20 protein-coding genes, 4 tRNA genes and 1 rRNA gene are annotated in these 24,211 nt (G+C 44.9%); 8 read left to right on the forward strand and 17 right to left on the reverse strand.

The window, feature by feature from the left end; all coding sequences use genetic code 11:
• Nucleotides 1-6: 6 nt before the first annotated feature.
• The 16 genes from rpoB to DFP76_RS16130 form a co-directional block, all read right to left on the reverse strand.
• Nucleotides 7-4,107, reverse strand: coding sequence for a DNA-directed RNA polymerase subunit beta (gene rpoB / locus DFP76_RS16055; protein WP_113875597.1), 4,101 nt, complete (start codon nucleotides 4,105-4,107; stop codon nucleotides 7-9).
• A 190-nt stretch (nucleotides 4,108-4,297) separates the two neighbouring features.
• A complete protein-coding gene (gene rplL, locus DFP76_RS16060; protein ID WP_013797848.1) occupies nucleotides 4,298-4,669 on the reverse strand; it encodes a 50S ribosomal protein L7/L12 in 372 nt (123 codons plus the stop codon).
• Between the two features lie 82 nt (nucleotides 4,670-4,751).
• Nucleotides 4,752-5,252: a 50S ribosomal protein L10 gene (rplJ, locus tag DFP76_RS16065; protein WP_113875598.1), complete on the reverse strand. Its 501-nt coding sequence runs from the start codon at nucleotides 5,250-5,252 to the stop codon at nucleotides 4,752-4,754.
• A gap of 228 nt (nucleotides 5,253-5,480) precedes the next feature.
• The gene (gene rplA / locus DFP76_RS16070) at nucleotides 5,481-6,182 is read right to left on the reverse strand and encodes a 50S ribosomal protein L1 (RefSeq protein WP_113875599.1); all 702 of its coding nucleotides are present in this window, start codon (nucleotides 6,180-6,182) and stop codon (nucleotides 5,481-5,483) included.
• Nucleotides 6,182-6,616, reverse strand: a complete 435-nt coding sequence (rplK, locus tag DFP76_RS16075) for a 50S ribosomal protein L11 (protein WP_013797851.1) — start codon at nucleotides 6,614-6,616, stop codon at nucleotides 6,182-6,184. The genes rplA and rplK overlap by 1 nt, the downstream gene beginning before the upstream one ends.
• A gap of 48 nt (nucleotides 6,617-6,664) precedes the next feature.
• Entirely contained in the window at nucleotides 6,665-7,198 is a 534-nt protein-coding gene (gene nusG / locus DFP76_RS16080) for a transcription termination/antitermination protein NusG (RefSeq protein ID WP_113875600.1), read from the reverse strand.
• Between the two features lie 9 nt (nucleotides 7,199-7,207).
• Nucleotides 7,208-7,576: a preprotein translocase subunit SecE gene (secE, locus tag DFP76_RS16085; protein ID WP_013797853.1), complete on the reverse strand. Its 369-nt coding sequence runs from the start codon at nucleotides 7,574-7,576 to the stop codon at nucleotides 7,208-7,210.
• Nucleotides 7,577-7,616: 40 nt separating this feature from the next.
• A tRNA-Trp gene (locus DFP76_RS16090) sits at nucleotides 7,617-7,692 on the reverse strand.
• 115 nt (nucleotides 7,693-7,807) lie between these two features.
• Nucleotides 7,808-7,883, reverse strand: a tRNA-Thr gene (locus DFP76_RS16095).
• Between the two features lie 2 nt (nucleotides 7,884-7,885).
• Nucleotides 7,886-7,960: transfer RNA gene (locus DFP76_RS16100), tRNA-Gly, on the reverse strand.
• 3 nt (nucleotides 7,961-7,963) lie between these two features.
• A tRNA-Tyr gene (locus DFP76_RS16105) sits at nucleotides 7,964-8,047 on the reverse strand.
• A 74-nt stretch (nucleotides 8,048-8,121) separates the two neighbouring features.
• The gene (locus tag DFP76_RS16110; RefSeq protein WP_113875601.1) at nucleotides 8,122-8,826 is read right to left on the reverse strand and encodes an SPOR domain-containing protein; all 705 of its coding nucleotides are present in this window, start codon (nucleotides 8,824-8,826) and stop codon (nucleotides 8,122-8,124) included.
• Nucleotides 8,827-9,558 carry a type III pantothenate kinase gene (locus tag DFP76_RS16115; protein ID WP_113875602.1) on the reverse strand — a complete coding sequence of 244 codons (732 nt, stop codon included), beginning with the start codon at nucleotides 9,556-9,558 and terminating at the stop codon, nucleotides 8,827-8,829. It lies immediately after the preceding gene.
• On the reverse strand, nucleotides 9,542-10,498 hold the full coding sequence (locus DFP76_RS16120; RefSeq protein WP_113875603.1) for a biotin--[acetyl-CoA-carboxylase] ligase: 957 nt from the start codon (nucleotides 10,496-10,498) through the stop codon (nucleotides 9,542-9,544). Before DFP76_RS16120 ends, DFP76_RS16115 begins: the two co-directional genes overlap by 17 nt.
• 30 nt (nucleotides 10,499-10,528) lie before the next feature.
• A complete protein-coding gene (locus DFP76_RS16125) occupies nucleotides 10,529-11,407 on the reverse strand; it encodes a phytanoyl-CoA dioxygenase family protein (protein ID WP_113875604.1) in 879 nt (292 codons plus the stop codon).
• Nucleotides 11,408-11,439: 32 nt separating this feature from the next.
• Nucleotides 11,440-12,615: an alpha/beta hydrolase gene (locus DFP76_RS16130; RefSeq protein WP_113875605.1), complete on the reverse strand. Its 1,176-nt coding sequence runs from the start codon at nucleotides 12,613-12,615 to the stop codon at nucleotides 11,440-11,442.
• A gap of 95 nt (nucleotides 12,616-12,710) precedes the next feature.
• On the opposite strand from DFP76_RS16130, the gene DFP76_RS16135 reads away from it, so the two are divergent.
• The 8 genes from DFP76_RS16135 to DFP76_RS16170 all read left to right on the forward strand — a co-directional run bounded on the left by DFP76_RS16135 (nucleotide 12,711) and on the right by DFP76_RS16170 (nucleotide 23,144).
• Nucleotides 12,711-13,145: a GNAT family N-acetyltransferase gene (locus DFP76_RS16135; protein ID WP_113875606.1), complete on the forward strand. Its 435-nt coding sequence runs from the start codon at nucleotides 12,711-12,713 to the stop codon at nucleotides 13,143-13,145.
• Nucleotides 13,146-13,270: 125 nt separating this feature from the next.
• Nucleotides 13,271-14,611, forward strand: coding sequence for a GH1 family beta-glucosidase (locus DFP76_RS16140; RefSeq protein WP_113875607.1), 1,341 nt, complete (start codon nucleotides 13,271-13,273; stop codon nucleotides 14,609-14,611).
• A gap of 192 nt (nucleotides 14,612-14,803) precedes the next feature.
• Nucleotides 14,804-15,310 (forward strand): sigma-70 family RNA polymerase sigma factor, encoded by a 507-nt coding sequence (locus DFP76_RS16145; RefSeq protein ID WP_113875608.1) that lies wholly within the window; start codon nucleotides 14,804-14,806, stop codon nucleotides 15,308-15,310.
• Between the two features lie 3 nt (nucleotides 15,311-15,313).
• Entirely contained in the window at nucleotides 15,314-16,252 is a 939-nt protein-coding gene (locus DFP76_RS16150) for a FecR domain-containing protein (RefSeq protein WP_113875609.1), read from the forward strand.
• Between the two features lie 91 nt (nucleotides 16,253-16,343).
• Nucleotides 16,344-19,406, forward strand: coding sequence for a TonB-dependent receptor (locus DFP76_RS16155; RefSeq protein WP_181799865.1), 3,063 nt, complete (start codon nucleotides 16,344-16,346; stop codon nucleotides 19,404-19,406).
• Nucleotides 19,407-19,495: 89 nt separating this feature from the next.
• Nucleotides 19,496-20,263, forward strand: coding sequence for a Slam-dependent surface lipoprotein (locus DFP76_RS16160; RefSeq protein WP_113875611.1), 768 nt, complete (start codon nucleotides 19,496-19,498; stop codon nucleotides 20,261-20,263).
• Between the two features lie 81 nt (nucleotides 20,264-20,344).
• A complete protein-coding gene (locus DFP76_RS16165) occupies nucleotides 20,345-21,850 on the forward strand; it encodes a surface lipoprotein assembly modifier (protein ID WP_113875612.1) in 1,506 nt (501 codons plus the stop codon).
• A 1-nt stretch (nucleotide 21,851) separates the two neighbouring features.
• On the forward strand, nucleotides 21,852-23,144 hold the full coding sequence (locus DFP76_RS16170; protein WP_113875613.1) for a tetratricopeptide repeat protein: 1,293 nt from the start codon (nucleotides 21,852-21,854) through the stop codon (nucleotides 23,142-23,144).
• Between the two features lie 978 nt (nucleotides 23,145-24,122).
• Here the strand turns inward: DFP76_RS16170 and rrf are convergent.
• Nucleotides 24,123-24,211, reverse strand: a 5S ribosomal RNA gene (gene rrf, locus DFP76_RS16175); the annotation flags it as partial.

The raw sequence follows: 24,211 nt of genomic DNA on the forward strand, positions 1-24,211 counted from the left end.
TCGTGCTTATTCGTTTTCCAACTCGATGTCGATACCAAGAGAACGAATCTCTTTCACCAACACGTTGAAGGACTCAGGCATGCCTGGCTCCATGCGGTGGTCGCCATCTACGATGTTCTTATACATCTTAGTACGACCATTCACATCATCCGACTTAACCGTCAACATTTCTTGTAGCGTGTATGCTGCACCGTATGCTTCTAGTGCCCATACCTCCATCTCACCAAAACGCTGACCACCGAATTGCGCTTTACCACCCAGCGGCTGCTGAGTAACCAAGCTGTAAGAACCAGTAGAACGTGCGTGCATCTTGTCATCAACCAAGTGGTTCAATTTCAACATGTACATGTAACCAACCGTTACCGGACGCTCGAAAGCATCACCAGTACGACCGTTGTACAGAGTTACCTGACCACTTTCGTTCAAGCCAGCTAGACGCAACATACGTTTAATTTCTGCCTCTTTCGCACCATCAAAGGCACCAGACGCCATTGGAACACCACCTTTAAGGTTGGCTGCCAAGGTTAGAATTTCTTCGTCTGTAAAGCTGTCCAGATCTTCCGTACGCGCACATTGCAGATCACCTTCATAGCCATTGTAGATTTCATTTAAGAATCCACGTAGCTCAGTCACTGCTTCTGCTTTTTCACGCTCTGCCGCAAGCATTTCGTTGATCTTACGACCTAAACCTTTCGACGCCGCACCTAAGTGAGTCTCAAGAACCTGACCAACGTTCATACGTGAAGGAACACCTAGCGGGTTCAACACGATGTCCACAGGATCACCGTTCTCATCGTATGGCATGTCTTCTACCGGCATGATTTTAGAGATTACACCCTTGTTACCATGACGGCCGGCCATTTTATCACCAGGCTGAATACGACGCTTAATCGCCACGTAAACTTTTACGATCTTAAGAACGCCAGGTGCTAAATCATCACCTGTTTGTAGTTTACGTTTCTTGTCTTCAAATTTTGCATCTAGTTCTTTACGACGCTCGATCAAAGCCGCTTGCGCTTTCTCAAGCTGCTCACTTGCTTCTTCGTTTGCCACACGAATTTTGAACCACTCAGGGTGATCAAGGTTCGCTAGGTAATCTTCAGTGATCACCGCATTACGCGCTAATCCTGGACCACCTTCGGCTTGCTGACCAACTAGGGCTTCAGCCAAACGTTCGAAAGTCGCTTTTTCAACAATACGGAACTCTTCGTTCAAGTCTTTACGCACTTGATCCAATTGAGATTTCTCAATGGACTTCGCACGCTCATCTTTCTCGATACCATCACGAGTGAAGACTTGTACGTCAATTACCGTACCGCGAGTACCTGTTTTAACTCGCTGAGACGTATCTTTAACGTCTGATGCTTTTTCGCCGAAGATGGCACGCAATAGCTTCTCTTCAGGCGTCAGTTGAGTTTCACCTTTAGGGGTTACTTTACCAACCAAAATATCACCAGGCTCTACTTCAGCACCGATGTAAACGATACCGGAGGAATCCAGTTTAGACAGCGCACCTTCACCAACGTTTGGAATATCAGCGGTAATCTCTTCAGGCCCAAGCTTAGTATCACGAGCCACACACGTTAGCTCTTGAATGTGGATAGAAGTGAAGCGATCCTCTTCTACAACACGCTCAGATACAAGGATGGAATCCTCAAAGTTAAAACCATTCCAAGGCATGAAAGCGATACGCATGTTTTGGCCAAGCGCCAAATCACCCATATCGACAGAAGGACCGTCCGCCATGATATCACCAGCAGCTACCTTCTCACCCTTCATGACCAACGTACGCTGGTTAATGCAGGTATTTTGGTTAGAACGAACGTATTTCGTTAAGCTGTAGATATCTACACCGGCTTCACCTGCTACCGTTTCTTCCGAGTTAACTCGAACAACGATACGGCTGGCATCAACCGATTCAATCTCACCACCACGACGAGCAACGATACAAACGCCTGAATCTTTCGCGACGTTTTTCTCCATACCTGTACCAACCACTGGCTTATCAGCTTTAAGTGTTGGCACGGCTTGACGTTGCATGTTCGATCCCATCAAGGCACGGTTGGCATCATCGTGCTCTAGGAACGGAATCAAAGACGCCGCAACAGATACAACCTGACGAGGTGATACGTCCATCAAGTTTACTTTCTCTTTTGGAATCAGAGTGGTTTCGTGCATGTGACGAACCTGCACCAACTCATCAACCAAACGCCCTTCTTCGTCTACGTTAGCAGACGCTTGGGCAATAACGTATTTCGCTTCATCAATCGCTGAAACGTAAACCGTTTCATCAGTGATCTTACCATCAATTACCTTACGGTAAGGCGTCTCTAAGAAACCGTAGCTATTTGTACGAGCATAGGTAGACAAAGAGTTGATCAAACCGATGTTTGGACCTTCCGGTGTTTCGATAGGACAAACACGACCATAGTGAGTAGCGTGTACGTCACGTACCTCAAAGCCAGCACGTTCACGAGTCAGACCACCAGGCCCTAATGCAGAAACACGACGCTTGTGCGTGACCTCTGACAACGGGTTGTTTTGGTCCATGAACTGTGACAATTGGCTAGAACCGAAGAACTCTTTGATTGCAGCCGCAACAGGTTTAGCATTCAACAAATCCTGTGGCATTAGGCCATCCGCTTCTGCCATAGACAGACGCTCTTTAACCGCACGCTCAACACGTACTAAGCCAACACGGAATTGGTTTTCAGCCATTTCACCAACAGAACGAACACGACGGTTACCAAGGTGGTCGATGTCATCTACCATGCCGTTACCGTTACGGATATCCAGCAAGGTTTTTAGTACAGCAACGATATCTTCGTTATCTAGAACGCCAGAACCCGTATCTTCATCACGACCAAGACGACGGTTGAACTTCATACGACCAACAGATGACAAGTCGTAACGATCTTCAGAGAAGAACAAGCCTTGGAATAGACCTTCAGCAGACTCTTTGGTTGGTGGCTCGCCTGGACGCATCATGCGATAGATCTCAACCAACGCCTCTAACTGATTGCTGGTCGGATCAATGCGTAATGTATCGGAAATGAATGGACCATTATCCAAGTCATTTGTATACAGGGTTTCCACTTCAGTAATGCCTGAAGAAACCAAAGCTTCTAGAAGATCAACAGACAACTCAGTGTTGGCTTCTGCGATCAATTCACCCGTTGATGGATGAACTAGGTTCTTCGCCGTAACCTTACCAAGCATGTATTCTAGTGGCACAGAAAGACGATCCAAACCTGCCTTTTCAAGAATACGGATATGCTTAGCCGTAATACGACGGCCTTCTTCAACAATGACTTCGCCATTGCCGTCTGCAATATCAAACAATGCGGTATCACCACGAAGGCGATTCGCAATCAACTCCATTTCAAAACCATCACGATTCAAATAGAAACGTGTTGTTTCAAAGAAAGTATCTAGAATTTGCTCAGTACCGTAGCCCAACGCACGCAACAAGATTGTTGCTGGCAATTTACGACGACGGTCAATACGAACAAAGACGCAATCTTTTGGATCAAACTCGAAATCCAACCATGAACCACGGTATGGAATAACGCGAGCCGAATGTAACAATTTACCTGAAGAGTGTGTCTTACCACGATCGTGATCGAAGAACACACCAGGAGAACGATGCAATTGAGAGACAATTACACGCTCTGTTCCGTTGATAACAAAAGTACCATTGTCTGTCATGAGCGGAATTTCGCCCATGTAAACTTCTTGCTCGCGGATGTCTTTGATGGCCTTGTTAGAGGACTCTTTATCATAAATGATGAGTCGAACTCGAACTCGCAAAGGTGCCGCGTAGGTAACACCACGCAACTGACACTCTTTAACATCAAATACTGGCTTGCCTAAACGGTAATCGACGTATTCTAGCGCCGCATTGCCGGAAAAACTGACCATTGGAAAGACAGATTTAAAGGCCCCATGCAGACCTAATTCCCCACGCTCTGCAATTGCTTTACCTTCTTGCAGAAAATTGCGATAGGATTCAAGCTGAATTGCCAGCAAGTATGGCACATCCAAAACGGGCGGCAGTTTACCGAAATCCTTACGGATACGTTTTTTCTCAGTGTATGAGTAAGCCATCAGCATTCCCCAGCTTGTGCACATTGACGCAAAAGGCCCAAATCAGGCCTTACCATTGAATGAGAGAAAACTCTCTCATTTTAAAAAATTCTTTTCGGTTTATTTGAGTTTCTGAAACCCAAAAAGGCCGGTGACAATAATGTCACCAGCCATTTCGACTAGCGGTCGAAATCTGGAAATGCAAGTATCATTACTTGATTTCGACAGATGCACCAGCTTCTTCAAGAGCCGCTTTAAGTGCATCAGCGTCTTCTTTAGAAACGCCTTCTTTAACAGTCGCTGGAGCGCCGTCAACCATGCCTTTAGCTTCTTTCAAGCCAAGACCAGTTGCTGCACGAACAGCTTTGATTACGTTAACTTTCTTATCGCCTGCAGCAGTAAGAACAACGTCAAATTCAGTTTGAGCTTCAGCAGAAGCACCCGCTTCAGCAGCTGGGCCAGCAGCAACAGCAGCTGCCGCAGTTACACCGAATTTTTCTTCCATTGCTTCAATCAGTTCAACAACGTCCATTACAGACATTTCTGCTACTGCATTGATGATATCTTCTTTAGTTAGAGCCATGACTCAGATTCCTAGCATTCTTTATAATCACCCGTAGGTGATAAAACAAAATATTTATCAAGAAGGGATACGGTAAATCGTATTAAGCCGCTTCTTGCTCTTTTTGATCGCGTACTGCTGCAAGAGTACGTACAAACTTGCTGGTTGCGCCCTGCATAACACTCATCAGTTTCGCAATCGCTTCGTCGTATGTAGGCAATGATGCCAAACGATCAATGTCGCCTGCTGCGATCAACTCACCGTTGAACGCTAATGCTTTCACTTCAAACTTGTCGTTTTGTTTCGCGAAAGATTTCAACAAACGAGCCGCCGCACCTGGGTGTTCGTTTGAGAAAGCAATCAACGTTGGACCAACAAAGCTCTCAGTTAAGCACTCGAAGTCAGTACCTTCAACTGCACGGCGAGCCAAAGTGTTACGTACGACACGTACGAATACACCTGCTTCACGCGCTTCTTTACGAAGTGCAGTCATGCTGCCCACGGTAACACCGCGAGAATCAGCAACAACCGCAGACAACGCAGTTTTAGCTACTTCACTAACTTCGGCGACAATGGCTTTTTTGTCTTCTAGACCTAATGCCACTGGTTTTCTCCTGGATTAGCAGGGAACGAATTCCCCTATTTTTACCAACTCTCCGATAAATCGAAGTACTTGCTGGTGAGTTAGATCCAGTATATCTGAATCGGGCCACACCATCTGCGCAGGACAAATATTTTTCAACATTTGATTAAACGTTTCGTTCCTGCGGTCTTTGACGGCCTGCTCAGTAAACGAATACTAGGCAGACCCCAAAGCGCATGATCTAGAAGCTTACTTAGCTGAGCTAAGTGCACCTAGATCAATTTGTAAACCTGGTCCCATTGTAGAAGACAAGGTTACTTTTTTCAGGTAAACACCTTTAGCAGACGCTGGTTTAGCACGACGTAAGTCAGCCAATAGCGCCTCTAAATTACCTTTGATAGCATCCGCTGCGAACTCAATAGAGCCAACGCCAGTGTGGATGATACCATTTTTATCAGTACGGTAACGAGCTTGACCTGCTTTAGCGTTCTTAACCGCTGTTGCAACATCAGGCGTTACTGTGCCAACTTTCGGGTTAGGCATTAGACCGCGAGGACCAAGCACCTGACCTAGTTGACCAACGATGCGCATTGCGTCTGGAGAAGCAATAACCACATCAAAATCTAGGTTGCCAGCTTTAACTTGCTCAGCCAAATCTTCAAAACCTACAACGTCAGCACCCGCTTCTTTTGCAGCTTCAGCATTTGCACCTTGAGCAAATACAGCAACACGTACATCTTTACCTGCACCGTGTGGCAATACTGTAGAACCACGTACAACCTGATCAGATTTACGAGGATCAACACCTAGATTAACAGAGACATCAACTGACTCTTTGAATTTAACAGTAGATAGCTCAGACAAAAGAGCAACAGCTTCTTCTACAGAGTACAACTTAGTTGCATCTACTTTTTCTGCGATCAAGCGAGCGCGTTTAGTTAACTTAGCCATTAGTTCACACCCTCAACATCTAGACCCATAGCGCGTGCACTACCAGCAATAGTACGAACTGCCGCATCCATATCTGAAGCAGTCAAATCTTCCTGCTTAGCATTAACGATCTCTTCTAGTTGAGCACGAGTAACCGTACCAACTTTCTGAGTGTTAGGACGTGGAGAACCGCTCTTGATGCCAGCTGCTTTCTTAAGAAGCACTGCAGCAGGAGTAGATTTAGTTTCAAATGTAAAACTACGGTCGTTGTAAACAGTAATGATTACAGGTGTTGGAAGACCAGGCTCAACGCTTTGAGTTTTTGCGTTGAATGCTTTACAGAATTCCATGATGTTCACACCGTGTTGACCCAATGCAGGACCAACTGGTGGACTTGGGTTCGCTTGACCCGCTTTAACTTGTAGCTTGATATAAGCTTCGACTTTCTTAGCCATTTTTAAACTCCAGATGGGTCACAGCCCGAAGGCTACCCGTTTATAAAATCAGGCCTTTTCAACCTGACTAAATTCCAAATCAACTGGCGTAGAGCGCCCAAAAATAAGCACGGCCACTTTGATTCGACTTTTATCGTAGTCCACCTCTTCGACCACACCGTTAAAGTCAGCGAATGGACCTTCGTTAACACGAACCACTTCACCCACTTCGAACAATGTTTTCGGACGAGGCTTATCGACACCGTCGTTAACGCGTTGCAAGATTGCATCCGCTTCACGATCAGTAATTGGTGATGGCTTATCCGCTGTACCGCCGATAAAACCAAGTACGCGAGACGTACCTTTCACCAAATGCCAAGAGTCGTCATTCATATCCATCTGCACTAAAACGTACCCTGGATAGAACTTTCTTTCGCTCTTGCGCTTTTTGCCATCTCGAATTTCAACCACTTCTTCGGTTGGAACCAAGATATCGCCAAAATTTTCTTCCTGCCCCATAACCTGCACTCGCTCTGTTAGCGAACGCATTACGTGCTTTTCGTACCCTGAGTACGCTTGTACTACATACCATCGTTTGGTCACGAGTAACTCCTAACTAATTACCGAGGACACAATCCAACTAAGGAGCGAGTCCACTCCCCATAGCACGAGGGACATAAAAACAACCACCGCTAATACTATCAAGGTTGTTTGAACTGTCTCTTGTCTAGTTGGCCACACTACCCTACGAATTTCAGTCTTAGCTTCTTTCGCCAAAGTGAAAAAAGCCTTACCTTTCGCAGTCTGAAGCGCGACAAAACCAGCAACAACAGCCAACACCAAAATAGCAATTAAGCGATACAATAGTGATTCGGTCGCATAATAATTATTTCCAATTACGCCAACCGCAACCAACAAAACAACAATCGCCCACTTAAACACGTCTCCGCGAGACGCTTGAGCTTCAGCACTCGAACTCATACTTTAGGTGATCCCTAACTAAGAAATAGGATACGATTAATGGCAGGCCAAGAGGGACTCGAACCCCCAACAGCCGGTTTTGGAAACCGGTGCTCTACCAATTGAACTATTGGCCTACATTCGTATGGGCGGAGGATGATACCTAAACAAGCTTGATTAAGCAAGGGTATCTGCCCAAAAAACAGACAATAAAAAAGGCGGTCAAACCACCCATCTTTTGCGAAGAAGAACTGGAGCTCATGAGCAGACTTGAACTGCCGACCTCACCCTTACCAAGGGTGTGCTCTACCAACTGAGCTACATGAGCATTGGAGCGGGTAGCGGGAATCGAACCCGCCTCTTCAGCTTGGAAGGCTGAGGTAATAGCCACTATACCATACCCGCAAATGGTGGAGGGAGGTGGATTCGAACCACCGAAACTTTCGTGGCAGATTTACAATCTGCTCCCTTTGGCCACTCGGGAACCCCTCCACTTACTCAGTGCTATAACGCAACACCCCAAAAGGTGGGAGCCATTATATGAATCACTTTGCTAATTGCAAGTACTAACAAGGATTTTTTTCTATTTTTATCATCATCTTGCTTAAATCAAAGCGTGAGATGAAAACTTGCCAATCTGCTGGCCTAACTGGTTGCTTAATATCAATTTGATGCAAAGGCACATTACGAAGATGCTCATAAGTATCGACCGAATAGCCCGTCAGCTTTTCAATACGCTGACTCGCTTGTTCCGCTCGAGCTTGTGAAGAATACAATCCAAGCGAAATACGATTTTTCATTTCAGCGCGATTAATCACAAAACTATCAATCGATTCACCAGCAAGGTCTTTTACAATTGCACTGGCTTTCTCCGGTGTTTCTGGTGCCGCGATGTATAACCAAAACTTAGGACGCTTACCCGTAATTTCATTATCATCATAAGACCAGCCCATCTCAGCTAAGCCAGCTACGACTTCTTTCAGACTCGACTGATGTTCTATTTCCATACGAGGGCACAGAAGCGCCTCTTTTGCTTTCGTGTTGTTCTCTACAACCTTGTTTAACGCATCAACCAAGTCGTCATTTGACATCACACCAGCATTATAATCCGCTTCCGTTACCGCAGGTGCTTCTGACAAGAGGTGAATTTTCTCGCTGACAGGCGGGCCATACACGCTTTCCCTGTTTTGTTCAGGTTGATCCTGAACAAAACTGTGCCAACTTAGAAAAGCGGCATTAAGTAATACAACAAATAGAAAAAGCCACTTCATTTACTGCCTCTTTATTAACTCATCACCAACTCGTTTAGCCCCTAGGGCCACTAAGTTTGGCTGATATTCCATTTCAATCTGCAAAGAATCCAGTAAAGCTCTACTGTCTCCTCCCGTCGCCACCCATTTAAAGCTTGGATGCTGACGATTCATACGCTCAACAAATGCCAGCGCCATCTCATGCACGCCTTCCGTCACCGCTCGAGCGGTCGAGTCTGGTAAGCCTTGCGTAACCACCACTTCATCCGAGTCATAGCGAATACGTGCTGTGTTTGCCAGTAGCGCCGACTCCATCATATTTAAACCAGGCGTAATGTACCCCCCAAGATGGACTCCTTTGCTATTAATAAAATCGACTTTAATTGCCGTACCAGCATCTAATACCATGACATCACCCAGTTTCAGATGATAGGCACCCACTACCGCCAGCCAACGATCCACACCTAAACGTTCAGGTTCATGATACGCATTGGTTACACCACATACTTGCGACACACTCGTCAAAGTTAACCATTGGGCATTCGGATAAGCCGCCTGAATATCAGCATGCAGCAATGCGCTTTGTTCTTTCGAACGCACACTGGCGAAATAAATTTGCTGAGGTTGAAACGCTTTATCTAATGGCGCACTTTCTCCGCGCTCAACCCACAACACTTGATCTCCTGCAAACGCAGTAAATTTAATGCTGGTGTTACCGGCATCTACCACCAGCAAATTAGACTCGTCGGACACTGACTTCCCCTCCATGCAAGGTCACCAGCTCACCGCTTTCTTCCTCCATGAGCAAGGCTCCCTTCTCATCAATGCCTTTCGCAACACCTTGCCTTTGTTGCGAAACAGACATGACGTTAATGGACTGATTATATAGCACATCATAGGCTTGCCAATGAGACTGAAAATGTTTCATGCCATTACCGTCTTCAAACAACTCACAAACCCCAACTAACTCTTTGCTCAATTCCGCTAGAATAACATTTCGACTGGGGCGCTGAGGTAACCTTGAGACCAAGTCGGTCCAGGGTTGATCTACATTGGCCATGAAGCTTTCTTCCATTTCGACATTGAGACCAATACCAATAATGACATCGCAAACATCCTGGTCCGCCACCATTTCTAATAAAATACCGCAGACTTTTTGACCATCGATTTGTGCATCATTCGGCCACTTCAAACCTGGGTTAGGAATTCCTATCTTTTTCAAAACGCGTGCCACCGCAACACCAGCAGCCAAGCTCAACCCTTCTACCACACTCGGGCCATTTTCAAAGCGCCAAACAAAGGAGAAGGTCAGATTCTTAGCCACGCCCGATTCCCATTGACGGCCACGACGGCCACGGCCATTGGTTTGTCGCTCTACCGAAAACAGTGCCGGTAACTGACCTCCTTGTGCAATATAGGCTTTCGCGTCACCATTAGTAGACTCCGTCTCAAAATCGAGAGCAATACTAACCTGCTGCGGCACCCCCTGTTCTCGTAATGCTTGTTCTGATAGAAGTTCAAGAGGGCTTGGTAAACGATAACCTCGCCCCTTTACGGAATGCACTCTCACGCCAATTGACTCAAGTTTCTTTAGCTTTTTCCATACCGCCGCACGAGTCACGCCTAACGCAGCGCCTAATTCTTCACCCGAGTGGAATTCATTATCACTAAGCAAGGCCAATACCGCTTGCATCTACGAACCTCTATTTAATCTTATCTGTTATTAAGCCATTTTTTGAAAGGCAGGAAAGTTGTTGCCGACACTTGGCTGGAGCCAATTCACCTCAGGGTAATCACATGTATTATCAACCGCGTGCACCGCATAAGCATGACGCGATTGCGTCGAACGGTTTGCATAACTCAAGTGTGGAAACTCACCATTTAACAAAACTAATGACCCTTTTGGCACAGGCAAGGCAACTAATTCCTCTGCCTGCCACTGATGTTCTTTCAACGTCACCATTTTGGTCTCTATCGATCCAGCAGCATGTCTTTCAAAACGCTTTAACAAGCCTGTTGCGTGACCTTTCGGTACACCCCACAAGCAACCGTTTTCAAGAGTAGCATCCTCGATCGCAAACCATAATCCGATCACGCTCATTGGATTGGTATATAAAAAAGTACTGTCTTGATGGCAATTCACCTCACCACCAATGCTAGGCTGCTTGAAAATATACATGGACTGAGCAGCTCTTGGCTCTCGCATACCCAGCTGTCGAAGCATACTGCCCCATGCGGCTGACAATGAAAAATCGCGAAAGACATCATCTTGAGTATGCAAACCGTGGCCGACTTTATTAATGGATAAATCAAGGGATTGTTTCAACTCCCCTTGCTCATCAAACGCTTTCTCTTCAAAGAAAAACGACACCTTATCCGCCGAATCCATAAAGTACTGATCGGTATGATTTGCCTGCTCATTGGTGGTAAAAATACTGCGATACTCACTTGCGTCAAACGCAGACAATAAAGACGACATTCTCGTCTTTAAAGCATCACAGATCGCCTCCGGCACGAGCGACTCGATGACCAAATAGCCATCCGTATGATACTGTTCAACTTGCTGTTTCGTTAAAACAACGGAGGGTAATTCAATCGACATCCTCTTCACCTCATTTAACAAATTCACATTAGCTACTTCGCATTAGCCTGAAGAAAAAAAGCCACTTCCTTCATTAAAGACGAAAAATTAGGGTTCCAAGACACTCTCGCTGCATGCTGACTTTTGCCAGTCAGTTCATCAGAACCCTCTCCAAACCAGTTATCCGGATCATTTCGACACGTTTGGTAGACTTCAGGGTCAGACAAGTACCAACCACAAATACGATATTCTCCACGCTCACCATAATACGGGTTTTCAGGGCTGCCATGAACTGCCATATGAGACAGCCCCAAAATGTTATTTTCCGGCCAACGGGTATTATAGATCTTTAATCTATCGTTATTGGTGCTTCGTTGGTCTTTACTGTAAAGCACCATCTGGCTTTTTGGGCCAATCATCGCTTTTTTAAACAGGGCTTGTGTTACCTTCGAATCAACCGTTTGATCTTCTGCAGATAACGCAATAAAGACAGGCAAGTCCTGAGGGTTATCCATCACTTGATTGCGTACTTCTTTAGCCAATTTATATACCTCGGCTATTGCTGGAACAGGAATCGAGGCATATTTAGCAAAGTCATCACTCGGATAGTTATCTAGCCAATCCTTAAAAGGTGCTAGCAATGGCGCGACCCAATCAATCGAACTATTTACTTTAAACAGAGGGGAAAACAACACGGTACCTGCTACGCTATCAGAGTGTTGCCATGCATACTCAATCGCTAACGCGCCCCCTGTTGAAAACCCACCAACATAAAGTACATCAACCTCTCGCTGAAAAGCTTCTGCTGCATGCTGAAAAGAGTTTCGCCACGCCTGCCTTGAAACATCGATTAAATCCGCAGACTGGGTGCCATGCCCAGCCAACAAGATAACTCGCACATAATAGCAAGATTGCTGTAATGCCAATGCTGGATCTCGCATGGAAAAAGGCGAATCAGATAAACCGTGGGATAATAAGATACCGATCTTTTCAGTACCACGACAATCCTCTTCGTTTGGCACCAATTCAAACGGTAGAACAGCCTGCAATTCTCGACTTTGTTGGCTCTCATCAACCCAAACTTTATGCTGTTTAACATAATTTTTGGCGCGCTCAACATACTGTTGAAACGATTCAGCCTGTCGGTATCCTAGTTCAACCTCACTGTCAGCCGCCCAAACAGGGCATAACCAACAACAAAAACCGAACATTAGAATTTTAGGCCACATTCTCATCCCCTTGAATTCTGTATTTGTATTATTCGCCCACTAGTCATAGCACATTATGCTAAAATGAGATATCTATCAGCCAACTAATAACTGTTATGCCATCGCCATTACCGAACGCAGAACTTGTCCCTTCATTATGGTTTCCATTAGTCAAAAAGTTCTACCAAGCCCACTACCCAAGCGGTAAACCCAATAAAGCGGACCCAATTTGGGCCATTAAAGAAAATGGCGCCATATTAGCGGTTGCCAGACTCAAGCAAATAGGCGACGACCAGCTGTTAACTGGTATGGTGACGATCCCCTCCAGACGAAACACGGGGTTAGGGCTGCATTTTCTCAACAATTTGCAGCCAATCTTAAAGCAAAAAAACTGCTACTGCTTTGCACTCGACCATTTGACTCATTTTTATCAGCGCGGTCATTTTCAGGTGATAAACGAAGTCGACTTACCAAAAGATTTAAGAACCCGCTTTAGAGCCTATCGGTCACAAGGGCGAAATATTACTCCTATGCAGTATTTTTCCCCTTAAAATGCGCTTAAATAATCTTAAATCACTAAATACAATCCTGCCATATTGACCTATTTCAACCCACTCCAGTACCTTTGTCCGCACTCAGACATTACTTAATAACACTATAGACACTCGAGGTTCTCATGACCATCAGCCTTCCAAAACATTCTAAAATGCTTGCGCCAGATTTTACCTTTGGCGTGGCGACGGCTTCTTTCCAAATTGAAGGAGCTAATACCGCAGACGGTCGTTTGACCAGCATTTGGGATACCTTTTGCGCTACACCAGGCAAAGTCTTGAATGGCGACGATGGCTCGATGGCTTGCGACCACTATCACCGCTGGGAAGAAGACGTCGAGCTAATCAATCACCTTGGCGTTGATGCCTATCGATTGTCTATTGCTTGGCCAAGACTGATGGATGAAAAAGGTCAAGCAAATGAAAAAGGCTTGGCTTTTTATCGACAACTGCTTAAAGCGTTAAAAGCCAAAGGGCTTAAAACGTTTGTGACGCTTTATCACTGGGATTTACCGCAATACCTTGAAGATCGTGGTGGCTGGGTAAACCGAGAAACCGCTTACCGTTTTGTTGAATATGCCGAACTGGCCACCAAAGAACTGGGCGAGTGGGTAGACTCTTGGGCAACCTTCAACGAACCTTTCTGTGCAGCCATTCTGGGCTATGAGTATGGCATTCATGCACCCGGTTTAACCTCACCACGATTTGGCCGTCAGGCGGCGCACCATATATTGCTGGCACATGGCCTGGCACTGCCGGTCATACGCAAAAATAGCCCTAATAGCCAAGTAGGTATCGTACTCAACATGAATCAAACCTACCCAGCATCAACTAAAGCCGAAGATCAGTTTGCGGCTTTAGTGCGAGAATCGTTAGACAACCATTTTTTCATCGAACCTCTGTTATCGGGCCACTACCCCAAATTACTGGAGAAAGTCTTACCTGATCATCTCCCTACCGTCTTACCGGGTGACTTAGACATTATCTCTCAACCAATCGATTTCTTAGGAATGAACTTCTACACCTGCAATCACAATGAGTACGATGACGAAACCTTGTTCCGTGATGTCAAAAACACGCAGGAAGTGGAATATACCGACATAGGATGGGAAATTGCTCCACAGGCATTTAGTGAACTGCTTATCAATCTAAACAAGCAGTATGACTTGCCCCCTATGTACATTACTGAAAATGGCGCCGCTTGCGCTGATATTATGGAAAATGGCGAAGTTAATGACGATCAGCGTGTACGCTATTTAAACGGTCACATTAACGCCGTTAACGATGCCATCGAAGCGGGTGTGGACATTCGAGGCTACTTTGCTTGGAGTCTAATGGACAACTTCGAATGGGCCGAAGGTTACAGCAAGCGCTTTGGCTTATGCTACGTGGACTATGAAACACAAAAACGTACGATCAAACGCAGTGGTCATGCCTATAAGGCGTTACTCACAAGCCGTAAATAAATCCGCTAGATAAATAACAATACCTGCCATAGATCGACTATGGCAGGTATTATCTCCCAAGCCTCACCCATTACACCCGCCATTACACACATCGCACCCTGAGCAATTATTAAGTTTTATTAACTCTATTGCATATTAACACTCAAACCTGTAATTATTAATGATAAGCATTATCAATTGGGATTTACAGGCATGAACGCAAGTACTCAACTTGAGATTTCTGAGCTTTATAAATTGCACAAGAATTGGCTGAATCATTTTCTGCAGAAACGGTTAAATTGTTCACATAAAGCAGCAGATTTAGTGCAAGACACCTATTTGAGAATTCTAATTAATGGCACCCCTCCGCCTAAAGAATACGCACGCCAATACCTAGCTAAAATAGCCAAAGGACTTCTCATTGATCAATATCGACGCTGGCGAGTAGAGCAAGCTTATTTAGCTTCCTTGCAGGAATTACCAGAACAATTTGTCTCCTCTCCAGAAAGCCAGCAAGAGGTCATCGAGACATTACTGTATTTAGACCGTCTGCTTTACAACCTCTCAAGCAAAGCTCGTCAGGCCTTTTTATTACGTCGTATCGATGGGCTTTCCTATAGCGAAATTTCGACACAGCTCAACGTCTCCGTCTCTTCCGTTGAAAAGTACATCGCCAAAGCATTACAAACCTGTGCTCTTGTAAAATTACAGGGGCATTAAATCATGCAGAGAAAGAAAGTCGAGATAGAACGCATCCAACACGCTGCCACTTTAATGGCAAAGCTGTGGGCCGATTCACCTTCATCACAAGACCACAAGCGCTCCGAAATCTGGCGCGCGGCTGACCCAGCTAACGAGAAGGCTTGGCAATGTTTAATCGAAGCGCAAAGTCATTTTGACGATGCACCAGTAAAAACCACCAGCATCATCTCACGCAGCGATAAATTAAAACGCCGACAATTTTTAAGTCTTATCGCGTTATCCGCAGGCGGTACCTTCATTTTTAACAATGACACTCTGAGTGATTTAATATCCACTAGTGAACAACAAAAAATAGTCACAACCACAGGGGAAATAAAACACATTACAATAGATGAACACACCCAGTTATCACTCAACACCAATACCGAAGTAGACTTTTTAACAGAGCGGCACCTAGTTATAAAAAGTGGTGGAGAATGCCATTTAAGCGCGACCCAAAAGCACCCATTCCATTTCACAACACCTCAAGGTCAAATCCTCTTCACTCAGGGAAAAATAAACGTTCGATGTACAAATGATGTAACCAAAATAAGCGTATTTTCTGGCCAAAAAATACATTATATGGGGCAAAAAATGTCTAATTTTATTACCCTTTCCGCCGGCAACTGCGTGTCCTTTAACCAGCAAAACGCATCTCAAACAACCCACTCAGATATCAACTCAATAGGCTGGTTAACAGGAAAGCTTTTGGCACAAAACATGCCGCTAGGAGACTTTTTACAGGAGCTTAGCCGCTATAGAAAAGGCCTGATGCGCATATCACCTGAACTAAATACCTTGAACGTATCTGGTGTTTTTGCATTAAACAACCCAGACATCATCTTGCAACAACTGGCAGCTACCTTTCCCATCAAAGTACAGTTTTTCACACCTTTTTTGGCTAACATTTCAGTTTCCTGACCTCAAATAGAAATAATTTTCATTTTTATTTGAGGCTTTTAAGTTTCTGTTCGGTATGGATATAAGACACCCAATTTATCGAGCAGTAATCATGACAAAAGCAAACATTTTAAAACCCCTATTCTTTACCATCCCACTCAGCCTCATCAGCTTACCTTTCAGCCAAACGATTCTGGCAGAGGAAATCAGTAGCCGAACTAATACGCAATATTATTCAATACCCGCTGGCAGCTTAGACAGCGTACTGAATCAATTCGCCATCGCCGCAGGCGTTTCGTTATCCATTGATGCCTCCGCGACTTCCGGAAAACAGAGCAACGGATTAAAAGGTGATTACACAACTGACGAGGCACTCACTCAGATATTGGCCACTTCGAGTTTGGTTTCGCAAAAAATACAAAATGACAATTACATCGTGAAGTCACAACTGGACAATGATGGCATTAACCTTTCCACTCTTACCATAGAAGACAACACAGCGACATCAGACATGAGCGCCCGAGATCAAAAGGGCTACGACGATGTATACGACAAAGACACATCAACGACCTTTATTGGTAAAACAGAGGTAGAACGTTACAAGGGCACCACCCCTTCCGATTTATTGCAAGGTGTGCCCGGTGTATTTAGTGGAGAAGCCCGCAATAGCGGTGCACTTGATCTAAACATTCGTGGAGTTCAAGGCCCTGGCCGTGTTCCTGTCACTATAGATGGCACGGAACAAGCGCTCACTGTTTGGCGTGGCTACAATGGCGCAACCAACCGTAACTACATAGATCCTAATCTCATCGGTAATGTGCAAATTTATAAAGGTGCCACCAATGAGCGAGACGTACACAGTGGCGTTGGTGGTGCCATGGTGGTCAAAACCCTTTCCCCTGATGATTTAATACGTGACGGTGAAACCTTTGGCGCAGAATTCAAAATAGAAGGCAGCAGCAATGCGACAGGAGAACGAGTACCCGCTCTTCATACTGGCGAATTAGCGACAGATGTCGACGGTTACCCTGCCGGAAGCGCTTACCCCTCTAACGATGAAACCTTACGCGTCAACTTAAAAAACAAATCAGACAGTGATAACAACCCACTAAATGGCGGCGATTACGCTTATCGTGTGGCTGCGGCCAAAAAGAGTGAACATTTCGATGTGCTTGCTGCCTACGCTTATCGGGAACGAGGCAATTACTATTCAGGTACAAATAATACCGACTATTACAACAACCTTAGCGAAGATAACTATAAAGACTACATAACCTCTCTTGCTCAAAATTGGCAGCCAGGCGACGAAGTCACCAACACTTCCAGTTTGATGGAATCTTGGTTACTAAAAACGACTTTACATATCAGTGATGATCAAACACTTGGCTTTAATTATCGCCAGTCCGATTCTATTTATGGTGAAATTATGCCCTCTAGAATCATGTCATCAGATGATAGAAGCGCCATTCAATGGCCACTCAGCGAAGTGAGTGCCAAGGCGTACAACCTAGAATATTCCTTCAAACCGGAAAACAATGACGCCATAGATTTATACATCAACCTATGGCGTACCGATACGGTCAGCGATACCTATACCTCAGGAGGCTATCCAAATCAGACTTTACCATCTGAAGTATTTTCAGCAGACGCTACCCTTTATAACAGTGCGGTTGCCAACGCCCAAAATACCACAGATGGCATAACGATCAGCAATAAAATGAAGCTTACCGACACACTAGACCTCACACTGGGCGGTCGCTTTCAGCATGAAGAACTCAGTTCAGACGATGAATACGACGAGTTTTCTGAAAGAGGCTGGGTCATGCTACCTCGGGCAGGAACGCGGGAAGAATGGGAAACCAACTTTGACCTTGCTTGGCAACCAACCGATAAACTAAAGCTTAATGCCGGCATGACCTATTCGGCTTATTGGGCCTTTGATGATTTTCTTGATGCTCATCCAAATGAATTCACAGAAAGCATTATAACTTCTTACGATATTTCCTATAAAACCGAGTACACCTACACAGAGTCTGAAAGACAAGCTATGGCTCAAGAAACTGCAGATTTTCTTACATCAATAGGAATCCCTACAACAGTGGAAAGTGCCCTTACTACGACGCCATACACTAAAGAAGTAACGACTAATGCTGGCACTTGGGAACCTGATTCCGACGGTAATTACGATCGAGCAGACAATCCTTGCCTCAATGGCTCCCTAGCTGATGAAAATGTGGTGTCATGCACAACAAGTGGCAACTCAACAACACAAACCGCAGAGGCAAAAAAGAATAAAGACCATGGTTGGGTGCCTCATGCTGGTGTTAGTTATCAATTCACCGATTACAGCCGAGCTTATTTAAGCTATGCAGAAACGCTGCGCTACCCAAGCATGTTTGAAAGCACCATGGCCTTTTCGGCATCTCAAAATCCTTATGGCGTCAAACCAGAGCATGCCCACAATTGGGAATTGGCTTATGTACATGACCTCACCCAATGGTTTACCAGTGCCGAACATGCCGACATCAAAATCGCCTATTATGATAACCGAACCAAAGATCTCATTGAGCGAGATAACTCGTTTAAGTTTGATAATGTTGATGAACAAAACATACGCGGCATAGAGCTGAGCGCGCGTTATGACAATGGTCGTTTTTTCAGTGACTTTGGGGTGAATTACGTCCTGAAAAATGAAATTTGTGATGAGAACAGTGCCGCTATGTTATCCACGAATAATCTAACACTTGCAGCCAATGACCCTATCCCAACCTGCTTCCAATATGGCTTTCCTAATGGTTACCAATTAGCACAAGCCACCCCAAAACTGTCAGCAAATTTATCATTAGGTGGCCGTTTTATGGAGCGACGCTTAGAAATCGGAGGTCGTGCCACCTACTACAAAGGTTATGAAAACAGCGACTTAGATTGGTATGTAGAGAATGCTGTTGGCTACGGTGGCAACACCCAAGGCTATGTTTATTTCTATAACATTCCTTATAGCTGGGGCGACACACTCATCTTTGACGCTTACGCTCGTTATAAAATTAATAACAACTTAGATGTGGAGCTCACAGGGTCAAATTTAACCGACCAATATTATGTGGATCCTGCGACTCGATCTGCCGTGGCTGCGCCGGGACGTACCTTTAAACTGGGTTTAACAGGCCGCTTCTAGCGACCCGTTAGCAAGGATGACACTACATAAGTAGTGTCATGGCAAGCGTGTTTTCATTGGGAAAACACACAATACAATGGAGTAATACAATGAAAAAGTTACAACTAGTAAGCGCAATGTCTCTCACTCTTGGTACTTTAGTATTCTCAGGAATGGCTAGTGCTGCTGTAGTTGGTGAATCTAGTAATACATCATATGTGAAAGTGGGTGCTGCAACTGTCAATGGCGGGCCTCACACATCAGGCGGCGCCGGTATTGGTGTGAATGCAACCGGTATTGACAATCTAGTGAATTTTCAAGGTTTAACCGTCTACGGAGCAGAAGATGCTCAAGGTGTTTACAACTTGAACTTCCCTTACACTGGCTCACCTACCAGCCACGATAACCTCGGAGTATTCAACTTCGCTCAAGTAGGTACCAGTGATGTATGGGTCGGTGAATGGTCTGCTTATGGCACAAGCGGCGATTCGACTCGTACCGTTTATTATTCAGGAGCAAATGCGGATACCTCTGTACCAACCTCTGGCACGGCTACATATACGGTCGTGGGTATCAATAACTACGATGGTACAGCAGCAAGCTTGCTAAACGGTACATTAACCGCTGACTTTGGCGCAGCTACCTTAACAGGTAGTATGACAAGCACAAATGGACTGACTGTTAATGTCGGCATCGCTTCTATTAATAGCGATGCTAGCGTAACTGGTAGTAATGCAGTTGCTATAGAGTCTGCTTCTGTAGTTGCTTCCAGTGGTGATGTCTCTGCCCAGTTCTACAATGGCCAAGCGGATCTAGCGGGGTTGGTAGACTTTGCTGGAACGGAATACGACACCGCATTTGGTGGTACACAAGACTAAATCATTTTGATGATTTGATCTTAGTCGAGCATGGTGATCATGCTCGACGACCCTCTTTACCACCAATAACGAGCGATTCACATGGGTTTCTCTAACGACAGACATCGAAATACTCTCAATTGCGTTACTTTCGGATTGACCACGCTGTTTCTGCTCCCATTCTCTGCACAAGCAGACGATCACGACCTAGACACACAATTACGTTTAAACCAAAGCATAGAACAACAAAACAATTCAAAGGAAAGTGAATTACTCAAAGATGAAGATTACTTGCCAGGAAAACGTCCAGAGTTGATTCTTGATGGCAAGTCTTATCCTGTCGGGCACAATGCTAATGATCTAGGGCGTGCGCTCTACGTTTCTATCAAACAGAAGCAATGGAGTGCCGTTGTTTACTTTCTCGATGAATACCAGACACTTTCCGATGCTGACCCACTGTTACTCGCCTATGCAAAAGGTGCCCTGGCTAGAATCCAAGGAAACATGAAACAGGCTGTTATAGAATATCGTCAGCTTCTCAATTTAAATCCTGGTTTTTTACCTGGTCAGTTAGAGCTGGCGAGGGTCTTATTTGAAGACCATCAAGACAAAGAAGCTGAGATCGTTTTTGCGCAAATAGCAGCAAAGCTTGATCCAGATAACGCGCAACAAGCGGGCGTAAACCGCACAGTAGAAAGTTTTTTAACCGCGCTAGATCAACGCAATGATTGGTCTGCCTCTGTCGCGCTTGGTGCGGTATGGAATGATAACCTTAACCAATCTTCAGAAAGTCGAACTTGCTTACTTCTCTACCAAGGCCAATGTATTTATGAACGCAACATCCCTGACGCCATTTCAGCAACAGGGCTTGATTACGAGCTGACTCTCAACAAGTACACACCTGTTACTGGTCATAATGGACTGTATTCTCGCGCTTTGCTGTACGGTAAAAGTTATGACGATTACCCTGATTACAATGAAAGCACACTAGTAGCGCAATTAGGTTATCGCTACCAAGATCTGGACGATCAGATACAACTCGCGCCTTCTTTTGAATTTTCCGCCTATGGAAATAAAGCCATGTACAGTGCCTTTGGCCTGCATGGCGAATGGACTCGTCGCTTTTCTAATAAGCAAATGCTCAAACTCCAAGGCGATTACAAAGAACTGCGCTATAAAAAGCAAAACTACGAACGTTATAACGGCCCTTCCTACTCAGCAAATGCAACCATGTGGCACGTCTTACCAAACAGCTGGACGTTGTTTGGAGGCATTGATGGGTTAGATAGACAAGCGGATGATAAACCCTATGGTTATTTACAACTTGGCGTAAGGCTGGGTGTATCAAAATCATTTTCTGACACTCTAAATGCAACCTTTTTCACCTCTTTCCGCGAACAGACCTACAAAGCCTACAGCAACATTCTTGGCGCAAAGCGGAATGACCATGAAAGTAGCTACACACTGATTTTGAAATCACCAACACTGTCCATATTAGGCTTTACCCCAAACCTAACCATCAAACACACCAACATAAACAGCAATGTAGATTGGCTGTATAGCCGTGAAAGCACCCAAGTCAGCCTAAAACTGGAGAAAAATTTCTAACATGATAAAACTTCATCACTTAGCCATTTTAGTCACTCTTTGCGCCCTATTATTCAGCTCTGTGTCTTGGGCGGCAGGTAACTGGCAATACTACCAAGATCAAGCCATGTCACTTTACCAAAAAGGCGATTACATTAAGGCAGAAAAAAATGCAAAATACGCTGCTAAGGTCGCTAAAAAAGCCGACAACGGTGCCGCGTTTCGTGCCAGCAGTCTCAACCTATTGGCTTTTATTCAAATTGCACAAGGCAAGCAGAACACTGCGATTGATTCAATTAATGACGCCATCAAATTTACCCAAAGCGCTTATGATGACGAACACCCTCAGGTAGCTACCCTGTTATTTAATAAAGGTAATTTTCTTGAACAGGCAGGCCAATCATTAAATGCCCTTGAAGCTTATTCCCAAGCTTGGAATATTCAACAATTCGAAGATGTTGAAGCGTATGACGTGTTAAAAACCGTAAACGCGCTAACTCGTCTTCATAATGAATTGCAGAATTATGCTGATACCATATCCACCGTAGAAACCTTACTAAAAAGCAAAGGTCAGCAAGAATATAGTGATCTGTTTCGGCACATAAATTATGCTTTGGCCGATGCACACATACAACAAAACCAAGCAGAAGCTGCGCAACGCACATTAGAAATAGAACTCGAACGAGAACAAAACGCATTAGAAAACAATGATGTTCGTCTCGCTGAAACACTGGAACGCCTCGCTGCGCTTTACGATGAACAAGGCCTACAAAATTTAGCCATACCCTCTCGTGAACAAGCACTGAATATTCGAGAAAAATCAGGACATTCATCACTCGCCAACGTAATGAATTTAAATGAATTAGCTCTGAACAGCCAACAAAAAAAAGACTATAGAAAAGCAGAAGCGCTTTACCAAAAAGCGTTAGTGGGGTTGCGTGAACTGAATCAAGACAAAGGTATAGAACAAGCCCTTATTCTGGGTAATTTAGGTAGCCTGAAAGATGAGCAAGGCAATACAAAAAAAGCCCTAACACTTTATCAACAGAGTCTAACACTTCATGGAAAGATTCCAACACAGCCATTACAAGCCGCTTATACTGCAGCAAGGGCGGGGGCTATTTTCTATACTAAAAGAGACTACCTACAAGCAGAGCCACTCTTTCTGCAATCACTATCCTTGATGGAAAAAGCACAAGCACCAGCAGCATCCAAAAAAATTGCATTGGAAAATCTGATAGCACTCTACGACGCTTGGAATAAAAGCAGAGAAAAATCGAAGTTCATAAGGCAATTAAAGGCATTAAATGAGTAATTAAAGCAAACGGCTTATAGCCATCTGCTACGCTATCTATACGTCACCTGAAGACATAAGAGGTAGAAAAAACCTAATACATGCCATCTTACCATTGGAGTCGCGCTGACGCGTTGAGCTTGCGAAACAGGCGCAAGCGAAGGCAATGGTAAGATGGCATTTCCTGCAGACAAAAGAAGATACTATTACCATCGGCCATGGTATCTCAGGGGGCAGGTCCCAAGCAGCGTAAGCCGCTGACGACGGCAGTGACGCAAGGCGTCGCTGTTTGGGAAAGAACAAAACGGGCTAGGCTAACAAAATAACCGCGTCTTGCAGTTAATGTGATTGGATAGAGGTTGCTGGACTAACCCCATCCTAACCTTCCCCTTGAAGACATAAGGGGAAGGAACAAGAGACTTGATTTGTCGACAAAACATCATATCGGATAGCTTGCGCCCATCTGACTTATGCATATGACTAGTACAGTATTTGATTGGGTAAAAGAACAAAACGGGCTAGGCTATCAAAATAACCGAGTCTTGCAGTTAATGTGATTGGATTGAGGTTGCTGGACTAACCCCATCCTAACCTTCCCCTTGAAGACATAAGGGGAAGGAACAAGAGACTTGGTTTGTCGACAAAACATCATATCGGATAGCTTGCGCCCATCTGACTTATGCATGTGACTAGATGAGCAAGACCCCAAGCAGCGTAAGCCGCTGACGACGGCAGTGACGCAAGGCGTCGCTGGTTGGGATCGTGTTGTGTGGGGCTGGTCTTAGAATACTGAGGATATTAGAGACGACCTCACAGATCTAAAGCTTCGCTTTATCCCCTACGGGCATCCTTCGGATGTCTTCCACTGGCCCCTTCGGTGCATCGTGTAATCACATGTATCCAGAAGTAGTGAGGAGATAAGTGACGTGGTTCGCTCTTTATTTCAGGCAATAAAAAACCCCGACCTGCTTCGCAGGACGAGGTTCTTTTCATTTTAAAGCTTGACGACGACCTACTCTCACATGGGATCCCCCACACTACCATCGGCGATGGCGCTTTTCACTTCTGAGTTCGGGATGGGATCAGGT

It is taken from the genome of Marinomonas aquiplantarum (genome assembly GCF_003314975.1).
Classification (GTDB): Bacteria; Pseudomonadota; Gammaproteobacteria; order Pseudomonadales; family Marinomonadaceae; genus Marinomonas; species Marinomonas aquiplantarum.

Excerpts from the sequence above, each read along its gene's own strand:
- rpoB (WP_113875597.1), bottom strand. The coding sequence starts at position 4,107 with ATGGCTTACTCATACACTGAGAAAAAACGTATCCGTAAGGATTTCGGT.
- rplL (WP_013797848.1), bottom strand. The coding sequence starts at position 4,669 with ATGGCTCTAACTAAAGAAGATATCATCAATGCAGTAGCAGAAATGTCT.
- rplA (WP_113875599.1), bottom strand. The coding sequence starts at position 6,182 with ATGGCTAAGTTAACTAAACGCGCTCGCTTGATCGCAGAAAAAGTAGAT.
- rplK (WP_013797851.1), bottom strand. The coding sequence starts at position 6,616 with ATGGCTAAGAAAGTCGAAGCTTATATCAAGCTACAAGTTAAAGCGGGT.
- secE (WP_013797853.1), bottom strand. The coding sequence starts at position 7,576 with ATGAGTTCGAGTGCTGAAGCTCAAGCGTCTCGCGGAGACGTGTTTAAG.
- DFP76_RS16110 (WP_113875601.1), bottom strand. The coding sequence starts at position 8,826 with ATGAAGTGGCTTTTTCTATTTGTTGTATTACTTAATGCCGCTTTTCTA.
- DFP76_RS16120 (WP_113875603.1), bottom strand. The coding sequence starts at position 10,498 with ATGCAAGCGGTATTGGCCTTGCTTAGTGATAATGAATTCCACTCGGGT.
- DFP76_RS16125 (WP_113875604.1), bottom strand. The coding sequence starts at position 11,407 with ATGTCGATTGAATTACCCTCCGTTGTTTTAACGAAACAGCAAGTTGAA.
- DFP76_RS16130 (WP_113875605.1), bottom strand. The coding sequence starts at position 12,615 with ATGTGGCCTAAAATTCTAATGTTCGGTTTTTGTTGTTGGTTATGCCCT.
- DFP76_RS16135 (WP_113875606.1), top strand. The coding sequence starts at position 12,711 with ATGCCATCGCCATTACCGAACGCAGAACTTGTCCCTTCATTATGGTTT.
- DFP76_RS16140 (WP_113875607.1), top strand. The coding sequence starts at position 13,271 with ATGACCATCAGCCTTCCAAAACATTCTAAAATGCTTGCGCCAGATTTT.
- DFP76_RS16145 (WP_113875608.1), top strand. The coding sequence starts at position 14,804 with ATGAACGCAAGTACTCAACTTGAGATTTCTGAGCTTTATAAATTGCAC.
- DFP76_RS16150 (WP_113875609.1), top strand. The coding sequence starts at position 15,314 with ATGCAGAGAAAGAAAGTCGAGATAGAACGCATCCAACACGCTGCCACT.
- DFP76_RS16155 (WP_181799865.1), top strand. The coding sequence starts at position 16,344 with ATGACAAAAGCAAACATTTTAAAACCCCTATTCTTTACCATCCCACTC.
- DFP76_RS16160 (WP_113875611.1), top strand. The coding sequence starts at position 19,496 with ATGAAAAAGTTACAACTAGTAAGCGCAATGTCTCTCACTCTTGGTACT.
- DFP76_RS16165 (WP_113875612.1), top strand. The coding sequence starts at position 20,345 with ATGGGTTTCTCTAACGACAGACATCGAAATACTCTCAATTGCGTTACT.
- DFP76_RS16170 (WP_113875613.1), top strand. The coding sequence starts at position 21,852 with ATGATAAAACTTCATCACTTAGCCATTTTAGTCACTCTTTGCGCCCTA.